The organism is Haloplanus ruber, from assembly GCF_024494725.1.
Taxonomy (GTDB): domain Archaea; phylum Halobacteriota; class Halobacteria; order Halobacteriales; family Haloferacaceae; genus Haloplanus; species Haloplanus ruber.
On sequence record NZ_JANHDK010000002.1, the window covers coordinates 399,763 to 424,070 of the forward strand.

Here is a 24,308-nt window from a genome sequence, read left to right on the forward strand (position 1 = left end):
AGGAAAAGCGGACGAATGATTGTCTAAATGCCGAATAAGAGGATATTAATACAAAGATATATTATCTCTCTGAGCACCTGTTCTTTCACACACATGTCGAACAACGGTACGGAACGGTTGATAGACGAGGGGCGACGGCGGTTTCTCTCGTCGCTGGGCGGCGTCATGCTCGGCGCGGGGAGTGCGACCCTTGGGGCCGAGTCGGCGGTCACCCGTGTTGCAGCCCAGGAAGGTACCCCGGACCCCGGTGAGCGGATCACGAGCGCCCGCCGGATCGGACCGCGTGACGTGGGGGCGGAGCAGTATCACACGCTGTGGGCCTACCGGAAGCGCCAGTCGGTCGAGACGCTGTTGCAGGACCCGGCGGTCAACGACCTCGCGAGCGACTGGATCGCTTCCTTCGAGGCGTACGACCCGCTGACGAACGGGCTTGACGCCATCAGCGTCCAGGGAACGACGGACCTCTCGGTCGAGGGGACACGGGACGGCGGCGCCTTCGACGTCACTGCGGTTGACCGGCAGGTGGCCTACGGGCTGGTGGATCGGACCACCGACGAACTGGTCGGACTGGAGATCACGGACCCGATGAACATCGAGTGGGAGCGAGGCTATACGGCCCCGTCCCGTCGCCGCCGTCACGAGTTCGTCCTCGGACACGACGAGGTCTGGCAACACCTCGAAGGGCGGGAGTGGTACCCCTTCGTGAAGGTTGCGGAGGTCATCACGGCCTACGACGACTACCCCCATGGCGAGGTGACACCCATTGCGTACTACTTCAAAAACGAGGACAGTGGCCTCTCACTTTTGAGCACCTTCGTCGACGTCTCCGGTGAGGAGTTCGAACTGCTCGATGTGACGCGGGTCGACCGGTTCGTTCGGACGTCACCGATGGAGATGGCGCGAGCCGTCGAGCCGACGGGCGAGACGGCGCTTGGCTCCCTGCCGGTACCGCCGATGACCCAGCGGCCCCAGATCACCGGGCCACAGGGCTTTCACAACATCGAGACGCCGCCAAACACCATCGAGCAGTCGAGTTGGGAGATCACTTGGCAACCTCCGGAGACGGAGGGTGCCGTCGTCGACGCCAGCTACGACGGGACGCCGGTGTTCGAGAACCTCGGCGCGATGGCCACTCCGACCGGCTACGACCTCCCCGAACGTAACGGGCGCAACACGCGGGAGTGGTTCTTCCCCGACGACTCGCCCGTCTTCAGCGGTAACCTCCTCTACTGGGACATCCACAGTCCGACCTTCGGCGGACCGGGCGTCCTGGGAACCACCGACCACCCCGAAACCGGCGACCACCCGGCGGGCTTCCGGCTCCGGACCCACTTCCATACCGGCGCCTTGCCCAACGCCAGGGACTTCCACTCGGGGCACCGCTTCGGGCCGTACAACTACTACATCAACTTCGACTTCTACGAGGATGGGGTGTTCATGCCCTCCTGGCAGCGCCAGGGGCCGGGCTACATCACGGAGTATCTCTTCGATCCGGACCGCCGCGACAACGAGGGTCCCGTCCAGTACTACCTCTCGCTCTGGGCGTTCCGGCCGACGCCCGGTGGGGGTGGGGGCGTCGAGACGCACGTCTTCGACGGCGACGAGTGGCGACAGCCGGAAGAGGAGGTGTATATCGAGGGCGACGACCGCACCATCGTCCGGTTCTCCCACCGGACGTTCTCCCAGCGCATCGACATCCCGCTCGATGACTACACGGAGATGGTGATCGTCAGGCCGGACGAAGACGAGATCGGGGAGGCAACCCGGGTGCTCGACGCCGACGCCGAACTCGACTTCTATCACCCAGCACAGTACGTCGACGGCGACCGTATCCAAGAGCAACCGGTCATCGCGTGGCTCATCTTCGAGGCGCCGATCCACGAGGTTCCCCACCCATCCGGCATCTCGACGTTCACGGCGCTTGGCGAGTTCCACCTCTCGGGGTACTGACCGATACTCTCGGCGGGAATTTTACGCGTCGCGCTCCCACACTCGCCCATGTCAACGCTCACCGTCGACGCCGGCGAACTGACCGTCGCCGAGATCATCGACGCCTTGGAGGAGGGGACACGGGTCGTCGTCCGTCTCGAGATGCTCGGCGGCGTCCACGAGGTGACGCTCCGGCACGACGGCACGACCTACTACTGTGATACGCCGACGACGCTTCACAAGCACGACTCGGCCGACGAGATGCGGACCTGCATCGAGAAGATGGGCTACGGGCGAGACTGAACGGCGGCAAGCAATGCGACCCTGCCGCAGTTTTAACGTCGCGCGCGGCAAACAGCGGGTATGTCCGATGCTCCTGAACTCGACGAACTCGTCGGCGTCGAGGAGCCAAGCTTCCAGCACGTCCTCTCCTGTGTCTTCGGCGTCCAGACCCACGAGAGCCGGACGTATCTGACCCTGCTCGACAACCCCGGTAGTACGGTCGCGGAACTCGCGGAGGAACTCGACCGCGACCGGAGCAACGTCAACCGGTCGCTGACGACACTCCTGGAGAAGGGGTTGGTCGAACGGGAGCGACGCCTGCTCGATCCGGGCGGGTACGTCTATCAGTACACCGCGACGCCGCTTCCGGAGGCCAAGGAACTGATGCACCGCACTCTCGACGAGTGGGTCGACCAGGTCCACGTCGCCATCGACGACTTCGGCACGGACGTGGAATGAACCCGCCCTGTTTTTGCCTCCGCGGCCCATCCTTCCGCCAATGAGTCTCGACCTGACCGCGGCGGCCCCGGCGGCACCGACCACCGCCGACGACGGCGTCTGGCTCGCTTGCATCGAGTGTGGCGAGACCTTCGCCCCCTTCTCGTCGATCCGGTACACCTGCGATCACTGCGACGGCCTGCTAGAGGTGCGCTACGCCGACCCGCCAACCTTCGAGGACTTCGCGGGCGACGGCGTCTGGCGCTACGCGGCCGCGCTCCCCTTCGAGGAGGGCGTCTCACTCCCCGAGGGGTCGACGCCCCTCCATCACGTCCCTCGGCTGGAATCGGAGGTTGGCGTCGAGCGTCTCCGCGTCAAACACGAGGGGATGAACCCGACGGGAAGCTTCAAGGACCGAGGCATGACCGTCGGCGTCCGCGTCGCGAAGGAACTCGGCGTCGGCCGCCTGGCCTGTGCCTCGACGGGCAACACTAGCGCCGCGCTCGCCGCCTACGGCGCCCGTGGCGGGATGGCGACGCTCGTGCTCCTCCCGGCGGGCAAGGTAGCCGCCGGCAAGATCGCACAGGCCGCCCTCCACGACGCCCGGATCCTCGAAGTCGACGGCAACTTCGACGACTGTCTCGACATCGTCCAAGAACTCGCGGCCCGCGGCGAGGTGTACCTGCTCAACTCGCTCAACCCCTTCCGCTTGGAGGGACAGAAGACCATCGGCTTGGAGATCCTCGAGGAGTTCCGCGCGGACCACGACACCTACCCCGACCGGATCGTCCTCCCGGTGGGCAACGCGGGCAACACCTCGGCGCTGTACAAGTGCTTCCGGGAACTCGTCCAGAGCGGGGCGCTCGACCCCGCGGACGTGCCGAAACTCACCGGTGTCCAGGCTGAGGGCGCCGCGCCGCTGGTCGAAGCGGTCGAGGAAGGCAACGACGGAATCCGCCGCTGGCCCGACGTCGAGACGGTCGCGACCGCCATCCGCATCGGCAACCCGGTGAACGCACCGAAGGCGCTCCCGGGAATCCGGGCGACCGGCGGCACCGCCGTTGCGGTCTCCGACGAGGCGATCACCGACGCCCAACGGGCGCTCGCCGGCGAGGGTGTCGGCGTCGAACCCGCCTCGGCGGCCTCTATCGCTGGCTTGCGGAAACTCCGCGACCAGGGCGTCGTCGACGCCGACGAGCAGGTGGTCTGTCTCACCACCGGCCACCTCCTGAAAGATCCTGACGCCGCCTTCGAGGCGGGCAATGATCCCGAACCCGTCCCGAACGACGCCGAGGCTGTCCTCGAGCACATCGCGGAGTAATTGCCGTCCGCGGTGTCTCTCCGCGGTCAGTTTTTACGCCCCGATCTCGGGGTCGGCCGCCAGGTCGTCGAACCCGGCGAGTCGGTAGGGTCGCGAGTCGGTGCAGTCCTCGTGCTCGGCCGCCAGGGTGCCGATCACCAGATCGTACCGGTGGGCGACGTCCTCGTAGTCGTCCGCGTCGGCGACGGCGTCGAGCAGTTCCTCGGCGGTCAGATCCTCGGCTACCTCCGACCGGAACGCCGCCGCCTTCGACGCCGCCGCGTCGGCCGTCTCGGCGTCGGCGTCGAACTGTGACTGGAAGCCCGCTGCGACCGTGGATCGAAACGTCTCGTCGTCCTTACTCATAGACGAAGCCAGGACCGCCCGCCACCTATACGTTGCGAGTTCGCCGCCGTCGGACGGTCGTCTGACGGGGCTTTTTGATCGCGTGTGCCAACGTGTGACACATGGTTCCGAGCGGGCTCCCGACGGGGACGGTCAGTAGCGGTCGCGACGGCTCCGACGCCACGCGCGACGGCGGTGACACCCCCGACGCTCGGGCACGTATCGCCGAACTGGAGCGGGAAAACGAGGCGCTCCGTGCCGCAGTCGAGAAACAGCGCCGCGAGAACGAGCGGATCGTCGAGCGATACGAGCAGTTGCTCGACCGACAGCAGACGGCGTCGAACGGACGGCCGGCCGCCGAGAGCCACGCCGACGACGCCGGTGACGACGACGGCCCCCTCGAACGCCTCGCCGGCCTCCTTCGGCGCTAGTCGTCCGCCGTCGCGTCGGTGTCCTCGTCCTCGCCGTTCCCGAGCGTGATCTGTTTCACCTCGATGATACGCTCGTCGGCTCGGATCTCTCCGGCGGCGTCCTCGGGCACCGACGAGTCGAGATTGTAGACGGTCATCGCCTCGCCGCCGAGGGTCTCGCGGCCGTTGAACATCCCCGCGATGTTGACGTCGCTGTCGCCGAGGACGGTCCCGATCAGGCCGAGGACGCCGGGGCGGTCGTAGTTGCGTACGACGAGCATCTGGCCGTGGGGGACGGCGTCGACCCGGTAGCCGTCGATCCGGACGATCCGGGGATCGTCACCGGTAAAGAGCGTGCCACAGACGCCGACTTCGTCCTCGCCGTCGCCGACGGTGACGGTGACGAGGCTCTGGAAGTCCTCGCTCCGTCGGGTCTTTTCCTCGGTCACCTCGATGCCACGCTCCTCGGCAATCTTCGGCGCGTTGACGGCGTTTACCTGCCACTCCAGCGGCTCGAAGACACCCTTGAGGCCGCTCGCGGTGACGAACTCGATGTCCTCGTCGGCGATGTCGCCCTCGTAGCGCACGCGGACCTCCGAGATCCGGCCATCGAACATCTGGGCGGCGACCTTCCCGGCCGTCTCCGCGAGTTCGACGTACGGCTGGACCCGGGGGAACGCGCTCTCGTCGATGGAGGGGGCGTTCAGCGCGTTCGCGACCGGCTCGTCCGCGAACGCCGCGAGAATCTGGTCGGCGATGCTCGTCGCGACGTGTTCCTGTGCGGCCTCCGTCGACGCCCCGAGGTGCGGCGTGACGACGACGTCGTCGAGGGCCAGCAGTGGACTGTCCGGCGAGACGGGTTCGTCAGCGAACACGTCGACGGCGGCGCCGGCGAGCGTGCCGTCCTCGACGGCCGCCGCGAGGGCCGTCTCGTCGACGACGCCACCGCGCGCACAGTTGATGAGATACCCCCCTGCCAGCAGTTCGAGTTCGTCCTCGGCGATCATGCCCTCCGTCTCCGGGGTCAGTGGCGTATGGACCGTCAGGAAGTCGGCCCGCTCCAGACACGCCTCGAAGTCGACGAGTTCGGCGCCGAGTTGATCGGCCCGTTCCTGTCCGATGTAGGGGTCGTACGCGACTAGCTCCATCCCGAGTGAGCCGAGGCGTTTCGCCACCTCCTGTCCGACGCGGCCGAGGCCGACGACCCCGAGGGTCTTGGCGTTGAGTTCCGTCCCGAGGTAGTCGCTTTTCGCCCACTCGCCGGCCCGCAGGCGGGTATGGGCCTGTGGGATGGAACGAGCGGCCGCGAACGACATCGCAACGGTGTGTTCCGCCGCCGCGCGGACGTTCCCCTCGGGGGCGTTGGCGACGATGACGCCGTGATCGGTCGCCGCGTCGATGTCGATGTTGTCGACGCCGATCCCCGCCCGGCCGACGATCACCAGGTCGGACGCGGCTTCGAACACGTCCTCGGTCACGTTCGTCCCCGACCGCACCACGAGCGCGTTGGCGTCGGCGACGGCGTCGCGCAGCGCCGCCCCCTCGATATCGTACGCGGTTTCGACGTCGTGGCCCGCGTCGCGAAGGCGGTCCAACCCTGCGTCGGCGATGGGATCCGTGACGAGTACCTTCATACCCGAATCGATCCGAGGACGGCTGTTAAGGGTTTCCAAACGCGTCGTCGGTCGGGGCTGCCCGGAGGCAAATCTCGATCCGGGCGCCCGTCTCGCGGTTCGTCACCGTCATCTCGCCATCGTACCGTTCGACCAGCGTCACCACCAGATACCGCTGGAACTGAAGGACGCCCCCGTCGGTGTCGATGGCCTCGGGGTCGACCGTTCCGACGGCCGGATCCGCGGCGTCGTCGTCGACGGTGAGGACCACGTCCCCGCCCGTCCGGGTCGCGCTGATGCGGACCGTGACCGTCCCACTCGCCCGGTCGACTGCCTGGTTCAGGAGCGCCTCCACCAACACGTCGAGGGCGTCGTCGGCAAGTACCGAACACGGCTCGGGAACCTGATCGACGACGCGGACCTCGGTGCCGAACCCCTCGCTCGCCGCCGTCACCGACGCCGCGAGGTCGACGGGCCAGCACGCACCGTCGCTCGGCACCAGCGCCCGCATCTGCTCGACGTGTCGGGCCATCCGGCGGCCGGTGTCGGCGACGACCGTCGCGTCGGTTTCGTCGGTGCGCTCGGCCACCAGTTCCGCCCGGCCGACGATCACCTGCGCGGCGTTCAGCACGTAGTGTCTGAGTAGTTCGTTCAGGAAGTCGATTCGCTCGCGTTCCCGGCGGAGCGCCCGCTTGCGTTCCCGCCAGCGGGCGTTGTTCGTCCCCACCCACAGCCCGGCGACGGCCCCGACCGAGGTGACGACCGGGGTGAGTGCCGCGAACGGAAGCCCCGTGGCGAGGAGGCGGCTCAGGGTCGTGATCCAGAGTGCGACCACGACCATCCCGGCGACGACCGAGAGGGTCCACGCCGTCACGACGGCGGTGAACCCCGGCGACCGCCGGCGGGCGTACGCCACCCCAGCGTAGGTCACGCCACCGAGCAGCAAGAGCGGCACCACGCCTTCGAGGAGCGCCGCTACGCGGTCCGTATCGACGAGTAGTCGCGTCCCGGGGACGGTGGCGAGAGCCACCCCCGTGATCGCGAGCGACCAGCGTTTCAGCGGGTGGGGAGCGTCGACCATCGCTCGGGGACCAGGTGCACGTCACGTCCCTCACGGGACCGACATAAACGTTGCCGCGGCGAGGGATTCAAACCCCCGGCCGGCGAGGGGCCGATATGCGACTCGTCGCCTTCGACTTCGACGGCACGCTGTCGGACTCCGAGATGACGGTCCTGCTCGGGGGCCAGCGCGGCGTCGCCGACCGCATGGCTTCGATCACGGAACGGGCGATGAACGACGAACTCAGCTACGCCGAGAGCCTCCGCGAGCGCGCGGCGTTACTGGAGGGACTCTCTCTCGACGACGCCGACGACGCCTTCGACCGGGTCCGACTCCGTGAGGGCGCGGCCGACCTGATCGCCCGTCTGAACGACGCCGGCCACCACACGGCTGTCCTCACCGGCGGGTTCGAGCGCGGCGTCGAACGCGCCCTCGACCGCGAGGGGGTCGCCGTCGACACCGTGGTCGCCAACCGCCTCCCCGCCAGCGACGGCCACCTGACCGGCGCCGTCGAGGGGCCGCTGATCGAGGGCACCAAAGACGAGGCCCTGGAGTCGCTCACCGCCGAGCACGACCTGCCGCTGTCGCGAACCGTCGCCGTCGGCGACGGCGCAAACGACCTCCCGATGCTAGAGGTGGCGGGACTGGCCGTCGGCTTTCTCCCCAAACCCGCCGTCCGGCCCGCCTGTGACACCGTGGTGGCGTCGATGGATCGGCTGGGACGGGTGTTCGAGGAGCGCGGCCTGCTCGACGCCCGATGACCGTCGCCGTCGTCTCTACTGGCGGCACCATCGCATCGACCGACGACACGGGCGGCGACGCGGCGCCCGACCTCGGCGGCGCGGAACTCGTGTCCGCCGTGCCTGCCCTCGACGACGTCGACTTACGCGTCGAGGAGTTCTCGACCGTCCCCAGCCCACATTTCACCGTCGACCAACTGTTCGACCTCGCGGCGCTTGTCGAGACGCTCGACACCGACCCCGACGTGGACGGCGTGGTCGTCACACAGGGGACGGACGTCCTCGAGGAGACGGCGTACTTCTTGGACCTCTGTCACGGTGGGTCGACGCCCGTGGTCGTGACGGGGGCGATGCGAAACCCGTCGCTCCCCAGCCCCGACGGTCCCGCGAACCTGCTTGCGTCCGTCCGAACGGCGCTCGATCCGGGCGCACGCGACCGAGGGGTCCTCGTTGCCTTCGCCGGCCGCGTCATGCCCGCACGCGAGGCGACCAAGACCCACTCCCAGGCGGTCGATACGTTCCGGTGTCCCGAGTTCGGTCCCGTGGGGGCCATCGACGAAGGGTCGGTCACGTGGCGACGGCAGGCGGAGAACCCCGACCAAACGTTCGATCCCGACCCCGACCGTCTCACGAACGACGTCGCAGCGGTGTACGTCACCGTCGACGCCCCGCCCTCCCATCTCGCCGCTCACGCGGACGCGACCGCCGTCTGTCTCGCGACGACCGGCGCCGGACACGTCACCGAACGACTCGTCGATCCGCTCACCGACCTCCGCGCGGCCGGTGTGCCGGTGATCGCCACCACCCGCTGTCCCGAAGGGCGCCTCGCGCGCAGTACCTACGGATACCGGGGGAGTGAGCGGACGCTACGGGAGGCCGGCTGCTTGATCTCGGATTTGAACCTCCAGAAGACGCGGATCAGAGCGATGGTCGCCCACGCGGCCGGTCGACTGGACGAGGCGTTCGACGGCGGCTGAGACGTATCAGGTGGCCGCGTCGATGGCCTGATCCAGGTCGGCGACGATATCCTCGATGTCCTCTAGGCCGACCGAGAGACGGACCATGTCGGGCGTGACGCCGGCCGCCGCCTGCTCCTCGTCGGTCAACTGCTGGTGGGTGGTGGAGGCGGGGTGGATCACCAGCGTCTTCGCGTCGCCGACGTTCGCCAGCAGCGAGGCGAGTTCGACGTTGTTCACGGTCCCTTTCGCGGCCTCGTAGCCCTCGGCGAGGCCGAAGGTGATCATGCCGCCGTAGCCGCCGTCGAGATACTCACTCGCCATCTCGTGGGTCTCGTGAGAGTCGAGGCCGGGGTAGTTCACCCACGCGACTTCGGGGTGGTCCGCCAGATGTTCCGCGACGGCCATCGCGTTCTCGCAGTGGCGCTCCATCCGCATCGGGAACGACTCGAGGTTCTGGAGGGTGACCCAGGCGTCGAACGGCGACTGGGTGTTGCCGAGGTCACGCAGGCCGCGGGCGATGGCGGCGTAGGTGAACCCCGCGGGAGCGAACGTCTCGTGGAAGTTGACGCCGTGGTAGGCGGGGTTGTCCTGGCCGATTTCGGGGTAGTCGTCGGCGTGCGTGCCCCAGTCGAAGGTACCGCCGTCGACGAGGACGCCCCCGACGGTCGATCCCGATCCGTGGAGCCACTTGGTCGTCGAGTCCCAGACGAGGTCCGCACCGTGTTCCAGCGGCCGGCAGAGATACGGCGTCGCGAAGGTGTTGTCGACGAACAGCGGCACTCCGTGCTCGTGGGCGATGTCGGCGACCCGCTCGATGTCGGGGGTGACGAGCGCGGGGTTGCCGATGGTTTCGAGGTGGACGTAGGCGGTGTCGTCGTCGATGGCCTCGGCGTAGGCGTCGTAATCGAGCGTATCGACGAAGCGGGTACTGATCCCCCGGCGTTCGACGGTGTGAGTGAAGTAGGTGTAGGTCCCGCCGTACAGCGCCGAGGCGGTGACGATGTTGTCTCCTGCCTCCGCGAGGAGAAACGTCGCGAGGTCCAGCGAGGCCATGCCCGAGGCGGTAGCGGCGGCGCCGACGCCCCCCTCCAGCGAGGCCAGACGCTCCTGCAGGGTGCCGACGGTGGGGTTCATCAGCCGCGAGTAGATGTGGCCCTCCTTCTCGAGGGCGAACTGCCCCGCGGCGTCGTCGGCGTCGTCGAAGACATAGGAGGTGGTCTGGTAGATGGGCGGCGCCCGCGCCCCCGTCGACGGGTCGGATGACTGGCCGGCGTGCAGGCTTCGCGTGTGGAATCCGGGTGCGTCGTCTTCGTCTGCCATGGCGTGACCTTCGAAATCGACCCTCGTAAAACCGCCGGCGAACGGGCGCGACGGCCGATGGCGGGTCCACCGACGCGGCGCTCACCCGCTGAAAAGCGAGTTGTGGACGGGGGCGAAGTCCGCCTCCCCCTCGTCCTCGTCGTCCTCGCTCACGGTGTCGTGAATCGCGCGGCCGTCGAGACCGTCGGCGAGGAAGTCCCGCAGCGGCGGCCCCACCTTCTCGGGTTCGACGAGGAAGGCGTCGTGACCGTGGTCCGACTCGACGACGTGGTGGGCGACGGGGACGCCCGCCGTCCGGCAGGCGTCGGCGAGCGACTCGGACTGTTCGACGGTGAAATGCCAGTCGCCGGTAAAGGACATGAGCAGGGTCTCGCCCTCGAAGGCGGCCAGGGCGTCGGCGTCGCCCTCGTACCCCTCGCTGAGGTCGTAGTCGTCCATCGCGCGGGTGAGGTAGAGATAGGTGTTGGGATCGAAGCGGTCGACGAACTTCTCGGCCTGGTAGTCGAGGTACGACTCCACCTCGCGGTAGGGGAAGTAGGCGGCGGCGCGGTCGGCGGGGAAGGATCGCACGGCGTCCCGGCCGGCCGCCCGGCGGCCGAACTTCTCGCCCATCGACGTCTTCGAGAGGTACATCACGTGGCCGATCTGTCGGGCGAGTGCGAGGCCCTCGGTCGGTCGCTCGTCGCCGTAGTAGTCCCCGCCCTGCCAGGCGTCGTCGGTGGTGATGGCGCGGCGGGCGATGGCATCGAGAGCGAGACACTGTGCGTCGAGGCGTGCGGCGGCCGCGACGGGGACGATGCGCGCCACGTCGTCGGGATACTGGACCGCCCAGTCGAGCACGTTCATGCCGCCCGCGCTCCCGCCGACGACGGCGTGGAGGCGGCCGACGCCCAGATCGTCGAGCAGGCGTCGCTGGGCTCGCGTCCAGTCGCCGACGGTCACCGGCGGGAAGTCGGTCCCCCACGGCTCGCCTGTCTCGGGATTCTCGGCGGGCGGGCCGGAGCTTCCGTAACAGGACCCGGGGACGTTCGCACAGACGACGTAGTACTCGGTGGTGTCGATGGCCTTCCCCGGGCCGACGATGTCGTTCCACCACGCCCGCGCCTGCCCCGCCGTCTCCGCGAGGCCGGCGCTGGCGACGTTCTGACTCCCGGTGAGCGCGTGACAGACCAGGACGGCGTTGCTCCCCTCCTCCGTGGCCTCGAAGTCGCCGTAGGATTCGTAGGCCACCTGCAGGTCGTCGATGGACTCGCCACACTCGAAGGTGAACTCGCCCAGACGCCGCGTGCCGCTCTCGACGGCGGTCATCGCAACCCACGCTCCAGGTCGGCGACGATATCCTCGACGTCCTCCAGTCCGACCGAGAGGCGGACCATATCGGGCGTGACGCCCGCGGCGCGCTGTTCGGCCTCGCTCAACTGTGAGTGGGTGGTGGAGGCGGGATGGATCACCAGCGTCTTGGCGTCGCCGATGTTGGCGAGGAAACTCGCCATCTCGACGGTCTCACACAACTCCTTGGCGGCGTCGAAGCCGTCCGCGAGGCCGAAGGTGACCATGCCGCCGCCGCCGTCGAGGTACTCGCTCGCCGTCTCGTGGCTCTCGTGGGACTCCAGCCCGGGGTAGGTCACCCAGCCGACCGCCGGGTGATCCGCCAGGAACTCGGCGACGGCGGCGGCGTTCTCGCAGTGGCGCTCCATCCGCAGCGGGAGCGTCTCTAGGCCTTGGAGGGTGACCCAGGCGTCGAACGGCGACTGGCCGCTGCCGAGACTCCGGAGCGAGCGGTACCGCGCGGCGGCCGCGAAGGCGCGGTCACCGAACCGCTCGGTGAAATCGAAGCCGTAGGCCGGATTCTCCCCGGCGAGTTCGGGGTAGTCGACCGCCGAGTGGTCCCAGGGGAAGGTGCCGCCGTCGACGAGGACGCCCCCGAGCGTGGTGCCGGAGCCGTGGATCCACTTGGTCGTCGACTCCCAGACGATGTCCGCGCCGTGTTCGAGTGGCCGACACAGATACGGCGTGGCGAAGGTGTTGTCGACGAACAGCGGCACCCCACGCTCGTGGGCCACCGCGGCGAGTCGTTCGAAGTCCGGCGTCAGCAGCGACGGGTTCGACAGCGTCTCGACGTGAACGAAGGCGGTGTCGTCGTCGATGGCGTCGGCGTAGGCGTCGTACGCGAGGGTGTCGACGGTGCGAAATTCGATTCCCCGGCGCGAGGCCATCTTCGAGAAGTACGTGCTGGTCCCACCGTACATATCGGAGGCGGCGACGACGTTGTCGCCGGCCTGTGCGAGGATGCTCGTGGCGGCGTCGAGTGCCGCCATGCCCGCGCCGGTGGCGACGGCGTCGGTTCCCCCCGACAGCGCCGCCAGTCGGCGTTCGAGGGTCCGGGTCGTCGGGTTCGAGAACCGTGAGTAGATGTTGTCCTCGACGTTCAGGCTGAACCGCTCGGCCGCGTCGTCGGCGTCGTCGAAGACGTACGACGTGGTCTGGTAGATGGGCGGGGCACGGGCACCCGTCGCCGGGTCCGGTTCCTGCCCGGCGTGGAGGCTTCGGGTGTGAAAGCCGTCGGTCATGTGTACAGTGCATATTTCCGGAGCAACTTATAACCGTCAGATCCGGTGCGGAACGGGGGGTCGGCGGCCGCCAACGGGGGCGGTATCAAAAGGACCATGACGCCGCGCGCCTCCATTTCGGTCAGTAGTGGCATGACCGAGCAACGCGAATACACGGACGACTACCCCGACAAGACGCTGTACATTCCCGGTCCCACCGAGGTGCGCGAGGAGGTCATCGATGCGATGGCCCAGCCGATGTTCGGCCACCGGATGGACCGCATGACCGACCTCTATACGACCATCGTCGAGGATACGAAGGACTTTCTCGGCACGGACAAGGAGGTCATCGTGCTCACGGCGTCGGGCACCGAGTTCTGGGAGGCGTCGACCCTCAACCTCGTCGACGAACACATCCTCTGTACGACCTGTGGCGCCTTCGGCGAGCGTCACGCCAACGTGGCCGAGCGCGTAGGGAAGACGGTCGACCGCCTCGCGTACGAGTGGGGACAGGCCGTCAAGCCCGGTGACGTGCGTCGACGACTCGAACAGAGCGACGCCGACTACGACGTCGTCACCTGCGTGATGAACGAGAGTTCGACCGGCGTCCGGAATCCAATCGAGGAGATTGGCGACGTGGTCGCCGACTACCCGGACACCTACTTCGTCGTCGACGCGGTGTCGGCACTGGGCGGCGACTACGTCGACATCGACGCCCACGGCATCGACGTGATCTTCGCGTCGACACAGAAGGCCTTCGCCATGCCCCCCGGCCTCGCCGTCTGTGTCGTCAGCGACGACGCCTACGAGCGGGAACTCGACGCCGATTCCGCGTCGTGGTACGGCGGCTTCCAGCGCTGTCTCGACTACTACGACCGAAAGGGACAGACCCACTCCACGCCCGCCATCCCGGTCATGCTGGCCTACCGTGAACAGATGAAACACATGCTCGAGGAGGGACACACATCGCGAGCCCACCGCCACCGCGAGATGGCCGAGTACACCCGCGAGTGGGCCCGCGACCACTTCGATCTCTTCCCCGAGTCGGGGTACGAGTCGCTGACGGTGAGTTGTATCGAGAACACGCAGGACATCGACGTCGCCGCGACCATCGACGCCGTCTCCGAGCGGGAGGATATGGTCTTCTCGAACGGCTACGGCGACCTCGGCGAGGAGACGTTCCGAATCGGCCACATGGGTGAACACACCGTCGAGAGCATCGAGGCGCTCACCGACGCCATCGAGGACGTCGCCGACCTATAAGTCGGCTTCGCGGAACCACAGCAGGCCAAGCAGCGGCGGCACGAGGATCCACAACACCAACATCAGCGTCGCGGACACCTGCATGCTCACCTGCCCGCCCGTGTAGAGCGACCCTTGGAGGAACGCGTTCGAGACGATTTTGAACGAGCCGGTGGGATTGAGCAAGCGGAGCATCCGCAACACCTGCTGACCCGTGAGCGGAAGCCACGACGGACCACCGCCCATGCCGAGGTAGAGTTGGAGCGGGAACCGCACCGCACCCCACAGCGGCACGAACAGGAAGTAGATCCCGATAGCGCCGGCGACTGCCCGCCGACTCGACGACGCGGCCGCCGAAAAGCCCACGGCGATGCCGACGAACGCCACCGCGAGAATCGCCGTCAACAGCGTGTAGCCGACGTAGGACACGACGTCGAAATTCACGGGCGGTGCGACGAGCAACACTACCGCGGGCAGGAGAAAGCCGGCCGAGATTGGCGCGGCGATGGCCGCGGCCCGTCCAGCTACCTTCCCGAACACCACGTCCGCCCGCGAGTGCGGAAGCGAAAGCAGGAGTTTCAGCGACCCGGACTCCCGCTCGCCGACGACGGCCTTGTACGCGACGACGAGGGCGAGCAACGGCACCAGCGTCGTCACCAGGGCGTCACGGACGACCAACGAGTTGAGCACCGCGTTCGAACTGATCGTCTCACCCGGCGCCGGGCGGACGAGATACGCCGCCGCCGACACGAGCAGGATGAACAGTACCGACAGCCCCGCGACCCACCGCGACCGGATGGCGTCCTGGAAGTCCTTGCGCGCCACGGCGGTCCACGTCATGCCGACACCTCCCCTTCCTCGCCCTCGGTGTACGCGAGAAACAGGTCTTCCAGCGACGTTTCCTCGGTCTGGAAGTCCTTGACCGTCACCCCGGCCTCTTCCAGCGCGCCGATGACCCCCGTCTTTGCGTCGGCGTCACAGGAGACGGTGACGGTGCCACCGTCGGTCGCCGCCGAGCTGACACCGTCGAGCGCCCGCACCGCCGTCAGGTCGTCCTCGCTCGCGGCGTCGACGGTAACCGTCAGCGTCTCGCCCTCGTCGACGGCGCCGCGTAGCCCCTCGATGCTGTCCTCCGCGACGAGGTTGCCCCCGCGCATGATGCCCACGCGGTCACACACCGCCTCGACCTGTCCCAGCACGTGACTGGAGAAGAAAACGGTCGTCCCGCGGTCGGCCTCTGATCGGACGATTTCGCGCATCTCGCGGGCGCCACCCGGGTCCAATCCGGAGGAGGGTTCGTCGAGGATCAGCAGGTCGGGTTCGCCGACCAGTGCCATCCCGAGGACGAGTCGCTGGCGCATCCCCTTGGAGTAGCCGCCAGCCTTGCGGTCGGCGGCGTCGGCGATACCCACTCGTTCGAGCACCGCGCTGGCGTCGTCGTCGACCTCCTTCGAGCGCATGGCGAACTCGATGTGTTTTCGCCCGGTGAGACGCTCGTACACGTCGTATCCCTCGGGGAGGACGCCCGTCCGACGGCGCACCGCGACGCTGTCACGACCCGCATCGAGGCCTAGCACGCGCACCTCACCGGCCGTCGGGCGGACGAAATCGAGCAACATATTGATGGTCGTCGACTTTCCCGCGCCATTCGGCCCGAGAAAGCCGAACACCTCGCCCTCGGGGACCGTGAGGTCGAGGTTCGAGACGGCGGTGACGTCGCCGAAGCGCTTGGTCACGCCGTCGAGTTCGATTGCGGCCATGGGAACCCCTTGGTCCAGTCCCGGTTAAAGAGTTTAGGTGTCGTTCACACCGTCTCGTCGGGGTCGTGATTCTCGGCCATCCGCCGGGCCTCCGCCGCGTACCGCTCCCGCAACGACGCCTCCTCGACGGGGGCGAGTCCGTCCCGTTCGGCCTCGACGGCTGCGGTGACGCCGCCCGACCGCTCGACGGCGATCGGTGCCCGCTCGATCCGCCGGACCGCCTCGCCGTCGGTCGTCGCGTACACCAGCGCGATCAGCCCCTTGTCGTCGTAGGTTCGCTCGACCAGCCACAGCCGCGTCGTTGCGTCGTCGCTCATAGTCCGGCATCGTCGCCCGCGGGTTATAGTCGTCCGGATCGCCCCGACCTACCAGCCGCCGTCGCCTCGCGCCTCGCCTGCCCGCAGTTCGTTTACGCTCCGCGTGAGTTCGTCGACCGCCGCGTCGGCCTCGTCGGCAGCCGCGACGATCCGGTCGGCGGCCTCGGCCGTCTCCGTCGCCCGATCCCGGAGTGTCTCGATGGTCGCGGTCAGTTCCTCGCCGGTCGCCGCTTGGTCGTCGGCCGTCCGAGAGACTTCCGCGACGCCGTCTGCGACCCGGTCGATGGTTTCGGCAATCTCCTCGAAGGTCTCCAGTACCTCGTCGATCTGCTCGCTCGCCGTCCCGATCCGTTCGACGGACCGGGTGGCGGCGTCGACCGTCTCGTCTGTCTGTGTCTGGAGCAGTCGAATGTCGTCGGTGATCTCCTCGGTGTGGTCGTGGGTCTGCTCGGCGAGGCTCTTTACCTCCTCCGCGACCACAGCGAACCCGTCGCCGTCCTCGCCCGCTCGCGCCGCCTCGATGTTGGCGTTGAGCGCCAGCAGGTTCGTCCGGTCGGCGACCTCCGAGATCACCTCGACGACCTCCTCGATTTCGTCCATCCGGTCGCCGAGGGCCGTCACGTCCCCGACGAGTTCCTCGCCCACGTCGACGACGCTCTCAGTCGCCTCGCGGGCGTCCTCGCTCGCGTCCAGTCCGTCGGTCGCGGCGTCCCGTGCCTCGTCGGCCGCCGACTCCACCTCGTCGGTCGTCGCCGCTACCTCCTCGATGCTCGCGCTGAACGACTGCATCTCCTCGGCGCCCTCCTGGAGTAGCCCGTTCTGGTCGTCGACGTTCTCCGCGATGTCGACCGCCGCCGTCGCCGTCCGGTCGATGGCGTCGGCCAGCGACCGTGTCTCGCCGTCGACTTCGCTGGCGAGGCTCTCGAACTCCTCGGCCGTCCGGTTCAACTCCGTGATGACATCCGCGAGGCGGTCGTCGACCGCCCGTCCGTCGGCGTCGAAGGCCGCCCGGGAATCGAGGTGGCCGTCGGCCAAGTCGTGGAGTGTGCCCCGCACCTCATCGACCAAGTCCGCGACCGCCTCCTGGCGTTTCACTTCCTGTGTCCGGTCGCGAATCGCCTGGATGACGGCCACGAACGCCCCATCCTCGTACAGCGGCATCGAGGTGTGTCGGACGTGGCGGGTGTTCCCCCAGCGGTCGGTCAGCGTCTCGTCGGTTGCGTACAGCGACAGCGTCTCGTCTTCGAGTTCGATGCCCTCGCGCTCGTCGGCCGACTCCGGGCTGTCGAGTACGGTCTCGGCCAGCATTTCCCGCGTTCGTCCGTCCGGATAGAACACGGTGCTCGGCGCCGTCGATCCGATGGCGGCGTCGTCCCCGTTGCCGGTCAACTCCTCGATGCTGTGGTTCCACGCCGCGATAGCGCCGTCACGGTCGAGGATGAACACCGGCATCCCCACGCCGTCGATCAGGACGTCGTCGTCGACGTTGAGTTCGACCTCGACTGCCCCCTCTGCCTCGTGGGTTCCGTTCGTCGCTCCCGTCTCGTCCGCTTCGACCTCGGCGTCCCTCGATTCGATCGTGACGGCGTCGTCTCGACCGCCGTCGGTCCGACCCCGTTCGGAACGGGTGTCGGCCGCCGCCGGCTCCGATCCGTGTGAGTCGGGAGCGTGATTCATGTGACAGGCGACACCAGGGCACTGCTTAACATTTTCCGACGATTCTCAGCGCTGAAACTCGCGCCCGACGCGTCAGGCTCATGGGTGCGGACTCGCTACAAAATCGGTGATGGACGCAAGTGCGGTTCGCGAACACGCCGCCGACCTCCCGACCGACCCGGGCGTCTACCTCTTCTACGCGGACGAAGCCGTCCAGTACGTCGGCAAGGCGGTCGATCTTCGGGACCGCGTCCGCGCCTACGCCGATCCGCGGAGCGACCGCATCCGGCGGATGGTCGACCGCGCCGACCGGATCGACGTGGCCGTCACCGACACCGAGACCCAGGCGCTCCTGCTGGAGGCGAACCTCATCAAACGCCACCAGCCGCGGTACAACGTCCGCCTGAAGGACGACAAGTCCTACCCGCTGGTCCAGTTCACCGACCACCCGATCCCCCGGATCGAGGTGACCCGAGACCCCGACGAGGGAGCGACCGTGTTCGGTCCCTTCACCGAGAAGGGCCGCGTCGAGACGGTGCTGAAGTCGATCCGAGAGGTATACGGCCTCCGAGGGTGCTCCGATCACAAGTACCGCGGCCGGGACCGTCCCTGTCTCGACTACGAGATGGGGCTGTGTAGCGCCCCTTGCACCGACGAGATCGACCCGGCATCGTACGCCGAGGACGTGCAAGCCGCGGTTCGATTTTTCGAGGGTGAGACGGGCGCGCTGGCCGACCCCCTCCGCCGGCAGATGACGGCCGCCGCGGAGTCTCAGTCCTTCGAGCGCGCCGCCAACCTCCGGGACCGCCTCGACGTCATCGAGTCCTTCCACGGCGCGGGTGGCGAAGCGGTGACCGCCCCCGCCGACGAGCGGACGGTCGACGTCCTGGGCGCGGCCGTCGAGGGCGACCGGGCGACGGTCGCTCGCCTCCACAGCGACCGGGGACAACTCGTCGACCGCTCGCGACATCACCTCGACGCCCCCGACGGCGAGGACCGAACCGCGGCCCTCCTCGCGGCCTTCATCCCACAGTATTACGCCGACCGCGACCTCCCCGATGCCATCCTCCTCCCCGAACGCCTCGACGACGACGAGGTGGGCGCGTGGCTGGACGCCGCGGGCGTCGCCCTGCGGGTCCCCGGCGCCGGCCGCGAGGCGAAACTGGTCGACCTCGCGCTCAAGAACGCCCGTAGTCGGGCCGGCCGCGACGACGGTGGCGCCCGCCTCGCCGAGGCACTCGGCCTCGGCAGCCGCGTCGAGCGGGTTGAGGGGTTCGACGTAAGTCACACGGGCGGCCGGGCCGCCGTCGGCAGCGACGTCTGTTTCGTCGACGGAAGCGCGGCGAAGTCGGCCTACCGCCGGAAGAAACTCACCGACCGGAACGACGACTACGCGAACATGCGCGAACTCGTCCGCTGGCGGGCCGGCCGCGCCGTCGACGGACGCGACGACCGCCCCGATCCGGACCTCCTCCTGATCGACGGCGGCGAGGGACAACTGGCAGCCGCGCGCGATGCCCTCTCCGAGACGGGGTGGGACGTGCCCGCCGTCGCGCTGGCGAAAGCCGAAGAACGGGTGATCACGCCCGACAGCGTCCACGACTGGGACGACGACGCGCCACATCTCCACCTTCTCCAGCGCGTCCGCGACGAGGCCCATCGCTTCGCCGTCCAGTATCACGGCACCGTCCGCGACGAGGTGTCGACCGCACTGGACGAGGTGCCGGGCGTCGGCCCCGAGACGCGCCGGCGCCTCCTCCGGCGCTTCGGGAGCGTCGAGAACGTCCGGGCGGCATCGACAGCGGATCTACGGGACGTCGAGGGGGTCGGGGAGAAGACGGCGGAGGCGCTCGTCCGACGCCTGTAGCGTACAGGTGACGCCCCGCCGGCCGTCGGCGCGGGACACGGCGTCACACTTCTGTGAACGTTTCGTGGCCCCCGTTAGGACGGGGGAGCGGCCCGACTCAGGCGATCTTCTCGTACTGGTCGGCGAGTTTCTCGGCGGCCTCGTCCATCAGGTCGGTCTCGTAGTCGGCCAGATCCCATTCGACGACCTCCTCGACGCCGTCCGACCCGAGTCTGAGGGGGACGCCGAACGCGGTGTCCTCGTAGCCGTACTCGCCGTCGAGGGCGATGCTCCCGGGGAGGACCGCGCCGGTGTCCCGAAGGATCGACTCGACCGTGTGGGCGACACCCGTCGCGGGTCCCCACTCGGTGGCGCCCTTGCGTTCGATGACGTCCATCGCGGACTCTTGGAGGTTGCCGAGTATCTCCTCGCGTTCGTCGGGCGAAAAGGAGGGGTCGCGGCCGTCGACCCGGACCTTCGAGAAGACGGGAACCTGCGCGTCGCCGTGTTCGCCGAGAATCGTCCCCTCGACGTTCCGAACGGGCGTGTCGAACCGCTGGGCGAGGACGTACCGAAAGCGAGCGGAGTCGAGGCGGCCGCCGAAGCCGATCACCTTGTGCCGGTCGCGGTCGCCTGTTTCGTAGAGGTGGCGGTTGAGAAGGTCGACCGGGTTCGAGGTGGTGACCGAGACGAAGTCGTCGTTGTACTCGGCGACGGACGCACCGATGTCCTCCATGATGGGCGCGTTATCGCCAGCGAGGTCGATCCGGGTCTGTCCCGGCTTGCGTGGGATGCCCGCCGTGATGACGACCACGTCCGATCCCTCGGTCGCCGCGTAGTCGCCCTGCCGGACGACCGTGTTCGAGTCGTAGGCGATGCCGTGGTTCACGTCGGCCGCCTGGCCAACCGTCTTCGCCTCCATGTCCGGGATGTCGACCAAAACGAGTTCGTCCGCGATATCGCGGAGCGCGATGTTGTACGCCGTCGCGGCCCCGACGGTGCCCGCCGCGCCGATGACGCTCACTTTCGTCATGTCACCTACTCTTGGCCCGGGACCCAGATTAAACGCTTCGGAACACCCGACCGTTCGACCGCGACGACGGCCCCGTGACCGCCGTCCCGTGGGGTTTTTCGACCTTGGCCGTCTCTCATCGTCCATGAGCGAGTTCGACAAAGAGGCCGAGCGCGAGCGACTCCGGGAGAAGTACGAACGTGACCGGGAGAAGCGCGCGGCGACACAGCGCATGAGCGAACTCCTCCTGAAGGGGGCGACGATGACAAACAGCCACTGCGATTCGTGTGGCGACCCCATCTTCCGCTACGACGGCGAGGAGTTCTGCCCGACGTGTCAGGCGCCGGATGCGGACCCGGACGCCGAGGCGGCGTCACCCCCGGAAGCGGAGACGAGCGCCGCGGACCCCTCGGATGCCGACCCCGCCGATGCGGCGGCGACCGACACGACCGCCGACGCGGAGACGGCCCCGGACGAGACGACGGACGCGGCACGCCCCCGGACGCCGGCCGTCGCCCGGGACCGCCAGCCGGCCCCCGCCGACGGGGCCGACCCGTCGACCCCCGTCCACTCCCGTGACGCCGGCGCCGACGATGCGAGCGTGTCCAGCCCGCGGTCCGCGCCGGCGCTCGACGACACCCGTGCCTCGCTCTCGCGGACGCTCGACCGGTTCGCGCGGGCGGCCGAGGAGACGGACGACCCGCGTCGCGCCCGGGACCTGTTGGCCGCCGCCCGCGAGGCCGCCGAGACGCTCGCGGCGCTCGACAGTCGCGGTCGACGTTAGTCGTAGTCGCTCCCGATGACGGTCCGAACCCGGTCGGCGGTCACCTCGCCCACGCCGTCGACCTCCAGCAGATCCTCCTCGCGGGCGGTCATCACCGCCTCGACACTCCCGAAGTGTTCCAAGAGCGAGCGGGCGGTCACGGGGCCGATGTCCGCGATGGCGCCCACGACGTACTCCTGTTGCTCGTCGAGTGTCTTCGCGCTTTTCTCGCCGTGAACGCTGACAGCGCGGTCGCGGGTCGTCTGCTCCCGTTTCGCGAGCACCGCCAGCAGATCGGCCGTGTCCGCCTCCCCCGTGGTCCGCAGGACGCTCACGCCGAAGTCCACCGAGAGCGACGCCAGCGCCCCGCGGATGGCGTCAGGGTGGACATTTCGCTCCTCGTAGAGGTCCTTGCCCTCTAGTAGGACGACCGGGCGGGCGTAGTGACGCGAGAGGTCGCCCACCTGATCGAACAGCGAGCGGTCGCCGCCGGTGAGCGTATCGAGGAAGTCCGCGACCGTCTTGCGCTCGACGGCCACGCGGTCCGAGACGACGTAGTCACCGACCGCCAGCGTCTCCAGTCGCGTCTCGATTCCCTCGCGCGTCGAGAGGTCACGCGCGATGGTCGCGTCGAGTTCCCGCTGGTCGACGACGACTTCGACCGTTTCCTCGTCGCCCTCGGCCGTCGCGACGACGGCGTCGTCCGCTGTCTCCGACGCCGAGTCGCCGCCGTCCTCGTCGGCTCCGAATTCGGTCAGCCCTGGCTGTGTGCTCGCGCCGCCGTCGGCCTCCGTGGCGCTCCCGTCGGCGTCCCCGGCCGGGTCGTCGGTCGCCGTCCCGTCGTCGAACGCGTCGAGTGCGGTCTGGCCGTCGTCGAGTTCCGCCGCCATCTCGTCGGCGACGCCTTTCAGCTTCGCCAACTCGTCTTCCATCTCCTGTTCTCGCCGGCGGGAGATCCAGAAAAACGCCTCGTCGCGGGTGTCCTCGGCCATGAGGACGACGACGCGGCCCTCCTCCTGGCGGCCGGTTCGCCCCTTCCGCTGGATCGACCGAATCGCCGTCGGAACGGGTTCATAAAAGAGCACGAGGTCGACCTCGGGGACGTCGAGGCCCTCCTCGGCGACGGAGGTGGAGACCAGCACCTCGAACTCGCCGCCCCGGAAGGCATCGAGCGTCTCGCCTTGCTCTTTCTGTGTCATGCCGTCGGAGCCGTCCTTGTCGCCCTGGCCGACGAACCGCCGCACGTCGAAGCTCTCGCTCAGGAACTCGGTGAGCGCCTCGGCGGTGTCCCGTGACTCCGTGAAGACGATGACTCGCTCCCCGCCGCCGATACCGAGTGTCTGTGCCAGCAACACTCGCGTCTGCCGGAACTTTGGGTGGAGGTCGTCGAACTCCTCGGCCGTCCGCATCGCCTCTCGCACCTTCGGCTCCGCGACCAGCCGCTGGCTCGCCTTCGACGCACCGGAGGCGCGGGCGGCGTTGCGCTGGCGCTCGAAGTACCTGCGAAGCGACTCCACCGACTGTGTCTCCGCGAGTTCGACCGCCCGTCGGAGCTTCATCACCTCGGCGTGGACGGACATCCCCTCGTACCCCTCGGACTGGTCGGCGTCGATGAGGTCCTGCAACTCCCCGCGCATCCGGTTGAGGTCCCGCTGTGAGAGGTCCGGACTCGTCGTGTTCGTGACACCGAGTTCCTTCAGCGTCTCCAGACGGTCGACGATCACCTCGTTGAGTGCGTCCCTGATCGTCAGGATCCGGTCGGGGAGGGTGACCCGCTCCCACTCCACGTCCGTGTCGTGGGTGTACTCGGCCACGTCGGCGTCGTCCTCGGTCATCACCGCCACCTCGTGCAGGCCGAGGTTCTCACAGACGGTCATGATCGCCTCCTCGTCGCCGCCGGGCGAGGCGCTCATTCCCGTCACCAGCGGCGCCTCGGCGTCCGTGTGGTACCGCTCCGCGATGTAAACGTAGGCGTAGTCGCCGGTCGCGCGGTGACACTCGTCGAAGGTCAGATGTGTTACGTCGGCAAGCGAGATACGGCCGCCGATCAGATCGTTCTCGACGACCTGTGGCGTCGCGATGACGATCCGGCTCTCGGTCCACAGGTCGGCCCGGTCCTCCGGGCGTACCTCCCCGGTGAAGACCGTAATCTCGTCGTCCGGAACCGTGAGCGCCTCGCGGTAGAACGCGGCGTGTTGCTGAACAAGGGGCTTGGTCGGGGCGAGAAAGAGCGCCGTCCCGCCACTCTCGTGGAGGCGGTCGGCGGTCACGAGCAGACTCACCGTCGTCTTGCCCAGCCCCGTCGGCAGACAGACGAGGGTGTGATCCTCGCTCGCGGTGTCCGCGAGTTGCCGCTGGTACTCCCGTCGCTCGATGACCTCGGAGACCAACAGGGGGTGGTCGACGTACGCCTGGTCGCCGTCGTCGGTGGCCGCCATCGTCCGAACGTGGTCGGCGGCGGGGTTAAGCGTTGGCGAACCGTGGTGAAAGTGATCGCGTCGCCGGACAGCCGGCGTCGCCCGTCTCAGACGACCTGCTCGCCGTCGTCGTCGTACAGTTCGATGGCGTCGACCGGGCAGGTGCGCGCCGCGAACTCCGCGTCGAGTTCGGCCGCTTCGGGCACCTCGCGGACGAACACGTCCGACTCCGTCTCCTCGCTTTCCGCGAGGTCTGCCTTCCCGTCGTCGCGGTTCTCCTCGAACGCCGCCCACTCCTCGACGCACTGGAACATCCCGATGCAGGTGTCACGGTCGAACTCGACGTGCAT

At 68.3% G+C, this 24,308-nt stretch carries 23 protein-coding genes; 10 read left to right on the forward strand and 13 right to left on the reverse strand.

Annotated features, from left to right (window positions below):
• Positions 1–93 precede the first annotated feature (93 nt).
• Genes NO878_RS10100 through thrC form a run of 4 tightly spaced genes read left to right on the forward strand, consistent with a single transcriptional unit; the run spans position 94 to position 3,970 of the window.
• Entirely contained in the window at positions 94–1,950 is a 1,857-nt protein-coding gene (locus tag NO878_RS10100) for a hypothetical protein (RefSeq protein WP_256405862.1), read from the forward strand.
• 48 nt (positions 1,951–1,998) lie between these two features.
• Positions 1,999–2,232, forward strand: a complete 234-nt coding sequence (locus tag NO878_RS10105) for a DUF8001 family protein (RefSeq protein ID WP_256405863.1) — start codon at positions 1,999–2,001, stop codon at positions 2,230–2,232.
• Positions 2,233–2,292: 60 nt separating this feature from the next.
• Positions 2,293–2,670, forward strand: coding sequence for a helix-turn-helix domain-containing protein (locus NO878_RS10110; RefSeq protein WP_256405864.1), 378 nt, complete (start codon positions 2,293–2,295; stop codon positions 2,668–2,670).
• Positions 2,671–2,710: 40 nt separating this feature from the next.
• The gene (thrC, locus tag NO878_RS10115) at positions 2,711–3,970 is read left to right on the forward strand and encodes a threonine synthase (RefSeq protein WP_256405865.1); all 1,260 of its coding nucleotides are present in this window, start codon (positions 2,711–2,713) and stop codon (positions 3,968–3,970) included.
• Positions 3,971–4,003: 33 nt separating this feature from the next.
• Here the strand turns inward: thrC and NO878_RS10120 are convergent, their stop codons facing one another.
• Positions 4,004–4,315, reverse strand: a complete 312-nt coding sequence (locus NO878_RS10120) for a hypothetical protein (RefSeq protein ID WP_256405866.1) — start codon at positions 4,313–4,315, stop codon at positions 4,004–4,006.
• Positions 4,316–4,416: 101 nt separating this feature from the next.
• Between NO878_RS10120 and NO878_RS10125 the strand changes: the two genes are divergently transcribed.
• Positions 4,417–4,725: a mediator of RNA polymerase II transcription subunit 21 gene (locus tag NO878_RS10125; protein ID WP_256405867.1), complete on the forward strand. Its 309-nt coding sequence runs from the start codon at positions 4,417–4,419 to the stop codon at positions 4,723–4,725.
• Here the strand turns inward: NO878_RS10125 and serA are convergent.
• Both serA and NO878_RS10135 read right to left on the reverse strand, forming a co-directional pair.
• The gene (gene serA, locus NO878_RS10130) at positions 4,722–6,338 is read right to left on the reverse strand and encodes a phosphoglycerate dehydrogenase (RefSeq protein WP_256405868.1); all 1,617 of its coding nucleotides are present in this window, start codon (positions 6,336–6,338) and stop codon (positions 4,722–4,724) included. The genes NO878_RS10125 and serA overlap by 4 nt on opposite strands.
• A gap of 25 nt (positions 6,339–6,363) precedes the next feature.
• On the reverse strand, positions 6,364–7,398 hold the full coding sequence (locus NO878_RS10135) for an ATP-binding protein (protein WP_256405869.1): 1,035 nt from the start codon (positions 7,396–7,398) through the stop codon (positions 6,364–6,366).
• A gap of 95 nt (positions 7,399–7,493) precedes the next feature.
• Between NO878_RS10135 and serB the strand changes: the two genes are divergently transcribed.
• Both serB and NO878_RS10145 read left to right on the forward strand, forming a co-directional pair.
• A complete protein-coding gene (gene serB / locus NO878_RS10140) occupies positions 7,494–8,138 on the forward strand; it encodes a phosphoserine phosphatase SerB (protein ID WP_256405870.1) in 645 nt (214 codons plus the stop codon).
• Positions 8,135–9,094, forward strand: coding sequence for an asparaginase (locus tag NO878_RS10145; RefSeq protein WP_256405871.1), 960 nt, complete (start codon positions 8,135–8,137; stop codon positions 9,092–9,094). Before serB ends, NO878_RS10145 begins: the two co-directional genes overlap by 4 nt.
• A gap of 6 nt (positions 9,095–9,100) precedes the next feature.
• On the opposite strand, the gene NO878_RS10150 is transcribed toward NO878_RS10145, so the two are convergent.
• The 3 genes from NO878_RS10150 to NO878_RS10160 form a co-directional block, all read right to left on the reverse strand.
• A complete protein-coding gene (locus NO878_RS10150) occupies positions 9,101–10,396 on the reverse strand; it encodes an O-acetylhomoserine aminocarboxypropyltransferase/cysteine synthase family protein (protein WP_256405872.1) in 1,296 nt (431 codons plus the stop codon).
• A gap of 81 nt (positions 10,397–10,477) precedes the next feature.
• The gene (gene metX / locus NO878_RS10155) at positions 10,478–11,704 is read right to left on the reverse strand and encodes a homoserine O-acetyltransferase MetX (RefSeq protein ID WP_256405873.1); all 1,227 of its coding nucleotides are present in this window, start codon (positions 11,702–11,704) and stop codon (positions 10,478–10,480) included.
• Positions 11,701–12,966: an O-acetylhomoserine aminocarboxypropyltransferase/cysteine synthase family protein gene (locus tag NO878_RS10160; protein WP_256405874.1), complete on the reverse strand. Its 1,266-nt coding sequence runs from the start codon at positions 12,964–12,966 to the stop codon at positions 11,701–11,703. The genes metX and NO878_RS10160 overlap by 4 nt, the downstream gene beginning before the upstream one ends.
• 132 nt (positions 12,967–13,098) lie before the next feature.
• Between NO878_RS10160 and NO878_RS10165 the strand changes: the two genes are divergently transcribed.
• Positions 13,099–14,208, forward strand: a complete 1,110-nt coding sequence (locus NO878_RS10165) for a pyridoxal-phosphate-dependent aminotransferase family protein (protein WP_256405943.1) — start codon at positions 13,099–13,101, stop codon at positions 14,206–14,208.
• Here NO878_RS10165 and NO878_RS10170 read toward each other — a convergent pair.
• From NO878_RS10170 to NO878_RS10185, 4 genes are read right to left on the reverse strand one after another with little or no spacing between them, the layout of a single operon-like run.
• Positions 14,203–15,027 carry an ABC transporter permease subunit gene (locus tag NO878_RS10170; RefSeq protein WP_256405875.1) on the reverse strand — a complete coding sequence of 275 codons (825 nt, stop codon included), beginning with the start codon at positions 15,025–15,027 and terminating at the stop codon, positions 14,203–14,205. The two genes, NO878_RS10165 and NO878_RS10170, sit on opposite strands and share 6 nt — an antisense overlap.
• Positions 15,024–15,947, reverse strand: coding sequence for an ABC transporter ATP-binding protein (locus NO878_RS10175; RefSeq protein ID WP_256405876.1), 924 nt, complete (start codon positions 15,945–15,947; stop codon positions 15,024–15,026). Before NO878_RS10175 ends, NO878_RS10170 begins: the two co-directional genes overlap by 4 nt.
• Positions 15,948–15,991: 44 nt before the next feature.
• The gene (locus NO878_RS10180) at positions 15,992–16,264 is read right to left on the reverse strand and encodes a DUF7967 family protein (protein WP_256405877.1); all 273 of its coding nucleotides are present in this window, start codon (positions 16,262–16,264) and stop codon (positions 15,992–15,994) included.
• 48 nt (positions 16,265–16,312) lie between these two features.
• The gene (locus NO878_RS10185) at positions 16,313–17,941 is read right to left on the reverse strand and encodes a methyl-accepting chemotaxis protein (protein WP_256405878.1); all 1,629 of its coding nucleotides are present in this window, start codon (positions 17,939–17,941) and stop codon (positions 16,313–16,315) included.
• Between the two features lie 109 nt (positions 17,942–18,050).
• On the opposite strand from NO878_RS10185, the gene NO878_RS10190 reads away from it, so the two are divergent.
• Entirely contained in the window at positions 18,051–19,787 is a 1,737-nt protein-coding gene (locus NO878_RS10190; RefSeq protein WP_256405879.1) for an excinuclease ABC subunit C, read from the forward strand.
• 97 nt (positions 19,788–19,884) lie between these two features.
• Here NO878_RS10190 and mdh read toward each other — a convergent pair whose 3' ends face one another.
• On the reverse strand, positions 19,885–20,799 hold the full coding sequence (mdh, locus tag NO878_RS10195; protein WP_256405880.1) for a malate dehydrogenase: 915 nt from the start codon (positions 20,797–20,799) through the stop codon (positions 19,885–19,887).
• Between the two features lie 124 nt (positions 20,800–20,923).
• On the opposite strand from mdh, the gene NO878_RS10200 reads away from it, so the two are divergent.
• Entirely contained in the window at positions 20,924–21,562 is a 639-nt protein-coding gene (locus NO878_RS10200; RefSeq protein WP_256405881.1) for an Sjogren's syndrome/scleroderma autoantigen 1 family protein, read from the forward strand.
• On the opposite strand, the gene NO878_RS10205 is transcribed toward NO878_RS10200, so the two are convergent.
• Together NO878_RS10205 and NO878_RS10210 are read right to left on the reverse strand one after the other, a co-directional pair.
• The gene (locus NO878_RS10205; protein WP_256405882.1) at positions 21,559–23,979 is read right to left on the reverse strand and encodes a DEAD/DEAH box helicase; all 2,421 of its coding nucleotides are present in this window, start codon (positions 23,977–23,979) and stop codon (positions 21,559–21,561) included. The two genes, NO878_RS10200 and NO878_RS10205, sit on opposite strands and share 4 nt — an antisense overlap.
• A gap of 86 nt (positions 23,980–24,065) precedes the next feature.
• On the reverse strand, positions 24,066–24,308 hold the full coding sequence (locus NO878_RS10210) for a ferredoxin (RefSeq protein ID WP_256405883.1): 243 nt from the start codon (positions 24,306–24,308) through the stop codon (positions 24,066–24,068).

Excerpts from the sequence above, each read along its gene's own strand:
- thrC (WP_256405865.1), top strand. The coding sequence starts at position 2,711 with ATGAGTCTCGACCTGACCGCGGCGGCCCCGGCGGCACCGACCACCGCC.
- NO878_RS10170 (WP_256405875.1), bottom strand. The coding sequence starts at position 15,027 with ATGACGTGGACCGCCGTGGCGCGCAAGGACTTCCAGGACGCCATCCGG.
- NO878_RS10150 (WP_256405872.1), bottom strand. The coding sequence starts at position 10,396 with ATGGCAGACGAAGACGACGCACCCGGATTCCACACGCGAAGCCTGCAC.
- NO878_RS10145 (WP_256405871.1), top strand. The coding sequence starts at position 8,135 with ATGACCGTCGCCGTCGTCTCTACTGGCGGCACCATCGCATCGACCGAC.
- NO878_RS10120 (WP_256405866.1), bottom strand. The coding sequence starts at position 4,315 with ATGAGTAAGGACGACGAGACGTTTCGATCCACGGTCGCAGCGGGCTTC.
- NO878_RS10185 (WP_256405878.1), bottom strand. The coding sequence starts at position 17,941 with ATGAATCACGCTCCCGACTCACACGGATCGGAGCCGGCGGCGGCCGAC.
- NO878_RS10105 (WP_256405863.1), top strand. The coding sequence starts at position 1,999 with ATGTCAACGCTCACCGTCGACGCCGGCGAACTGACCGTCGCCGAGATC.
- metX (WP_256405873.1), bottom strand. The coding sequence starts at position 11,704 with ATGACCGCCGTCGAGAGCGGCACGCGGCGTCTGGGCGAGTTCACCTTC.
- NO878_RS10210 (WP_256405883.1), bottom strand. The coding sequence starts at position 24,308 with ATGCACGTCGAGTTCGACCGTGACACCTGCATCGGGATGTTCCAGTGC.
- NO878_RS10190 (WP_256405879.1), top strand. The coding sequence starts at position 18,051 with ATGGACGCAAGTGCGGTTCGCGAACACGCCGCCGACCTCCCGACCGAC.
- NO878_RS10200 (WP_256405881.1), top strand. The coding sequence starts at position 20,924 with ATGAGCGAGTTCGACAAAGAGGCCGAGCGCGAGCGACTCCGGGAGAAG.
- serA (WP_256405868.1), bottom strand. The coding sequence starts at position 6,338 with ATGAAGGTACTCGTCACGGATCCCATCGCCGACGCAGGGTTGGACCGC.
- NO878_RS10160 (WP_256405874.1), bottom strand. The coding sequence starts at position 12,966 with ATGACCGACGGCTTTCACACCCGAAGCCTCCACGCCGGGCAGGAACCG.
- NO878_RS10110 (WP_256405864.1), top strand. The coding sequence starts at position 2,293 with ATGTCCGATGCTCCTGAACTCGACGAACTCGTCGGCGTCGAGGAGCCA.
- serB (WP_256405870.1), top strand. The coding sequence starts at position 7,494 with ATGCGACTCGTCGCCTTCGACTTCGACGGCACGCTGTCGGACTCCGAG.
- NO878_RS10165 (WP_256405943.1), top strand. The coding sequence starts at position 13,099 with ATGACCGAGCAACGCGAATACACGGACGACTACCCCGACAAGACGCTG.
- mdh (WP_256405880.1), bottom strand. The coding sequence starts at position 20,799 with ATGACGAAAGTGAGCGTCATCGGCGCGGCGGGCACCGTCGGGGCCGCG.
- NO878_RS10100 (WP_256405862.1), top strand. The coding sequence starts at position 94 with ATGTCGAACAACGGTACGGAACGGTTGATAGACGAGGGGCGACGGCGG.
- NO878_RS10175 (WP_256405876.1), bottom strand. The coding sequence starts at position 15,947 with ATGGCCGCAATCGAACTCGACGGCGTGACCAAGCGCTTCGGCGACGTC.
- NO878_RS10180 (WP_256405877.1), bottom strand. The coding sequence starts at position 16,264 with ATGAGCGACGACGCAACGACGCGGCTGTGGCTGGTCGAGCGAACCTAC.
- NO878_RS10125 (WP_256405867.1), top strand. The coding sequence starts at position 4,417 with ATGGTTCCGAGCGGGCTCCCGACGGGGACGGTCAGTAGCGGTCGCGAC.
- NO878_RS10135 (WP_256405869.1), bottom strand. The coding sequence starts at position 7,398 with ATGGTCGACGCTCCCCACCCGCTGAAACGCTGGTCGCTCGCGATCACG.
- NO878_RS10205 (WP_256405882.1), bottom strand. The coding sequence starts at position 23,979 with ATGGCGGCCACCGACGACGGCGACCAGGCGTACGTCGACCACCCCCTG.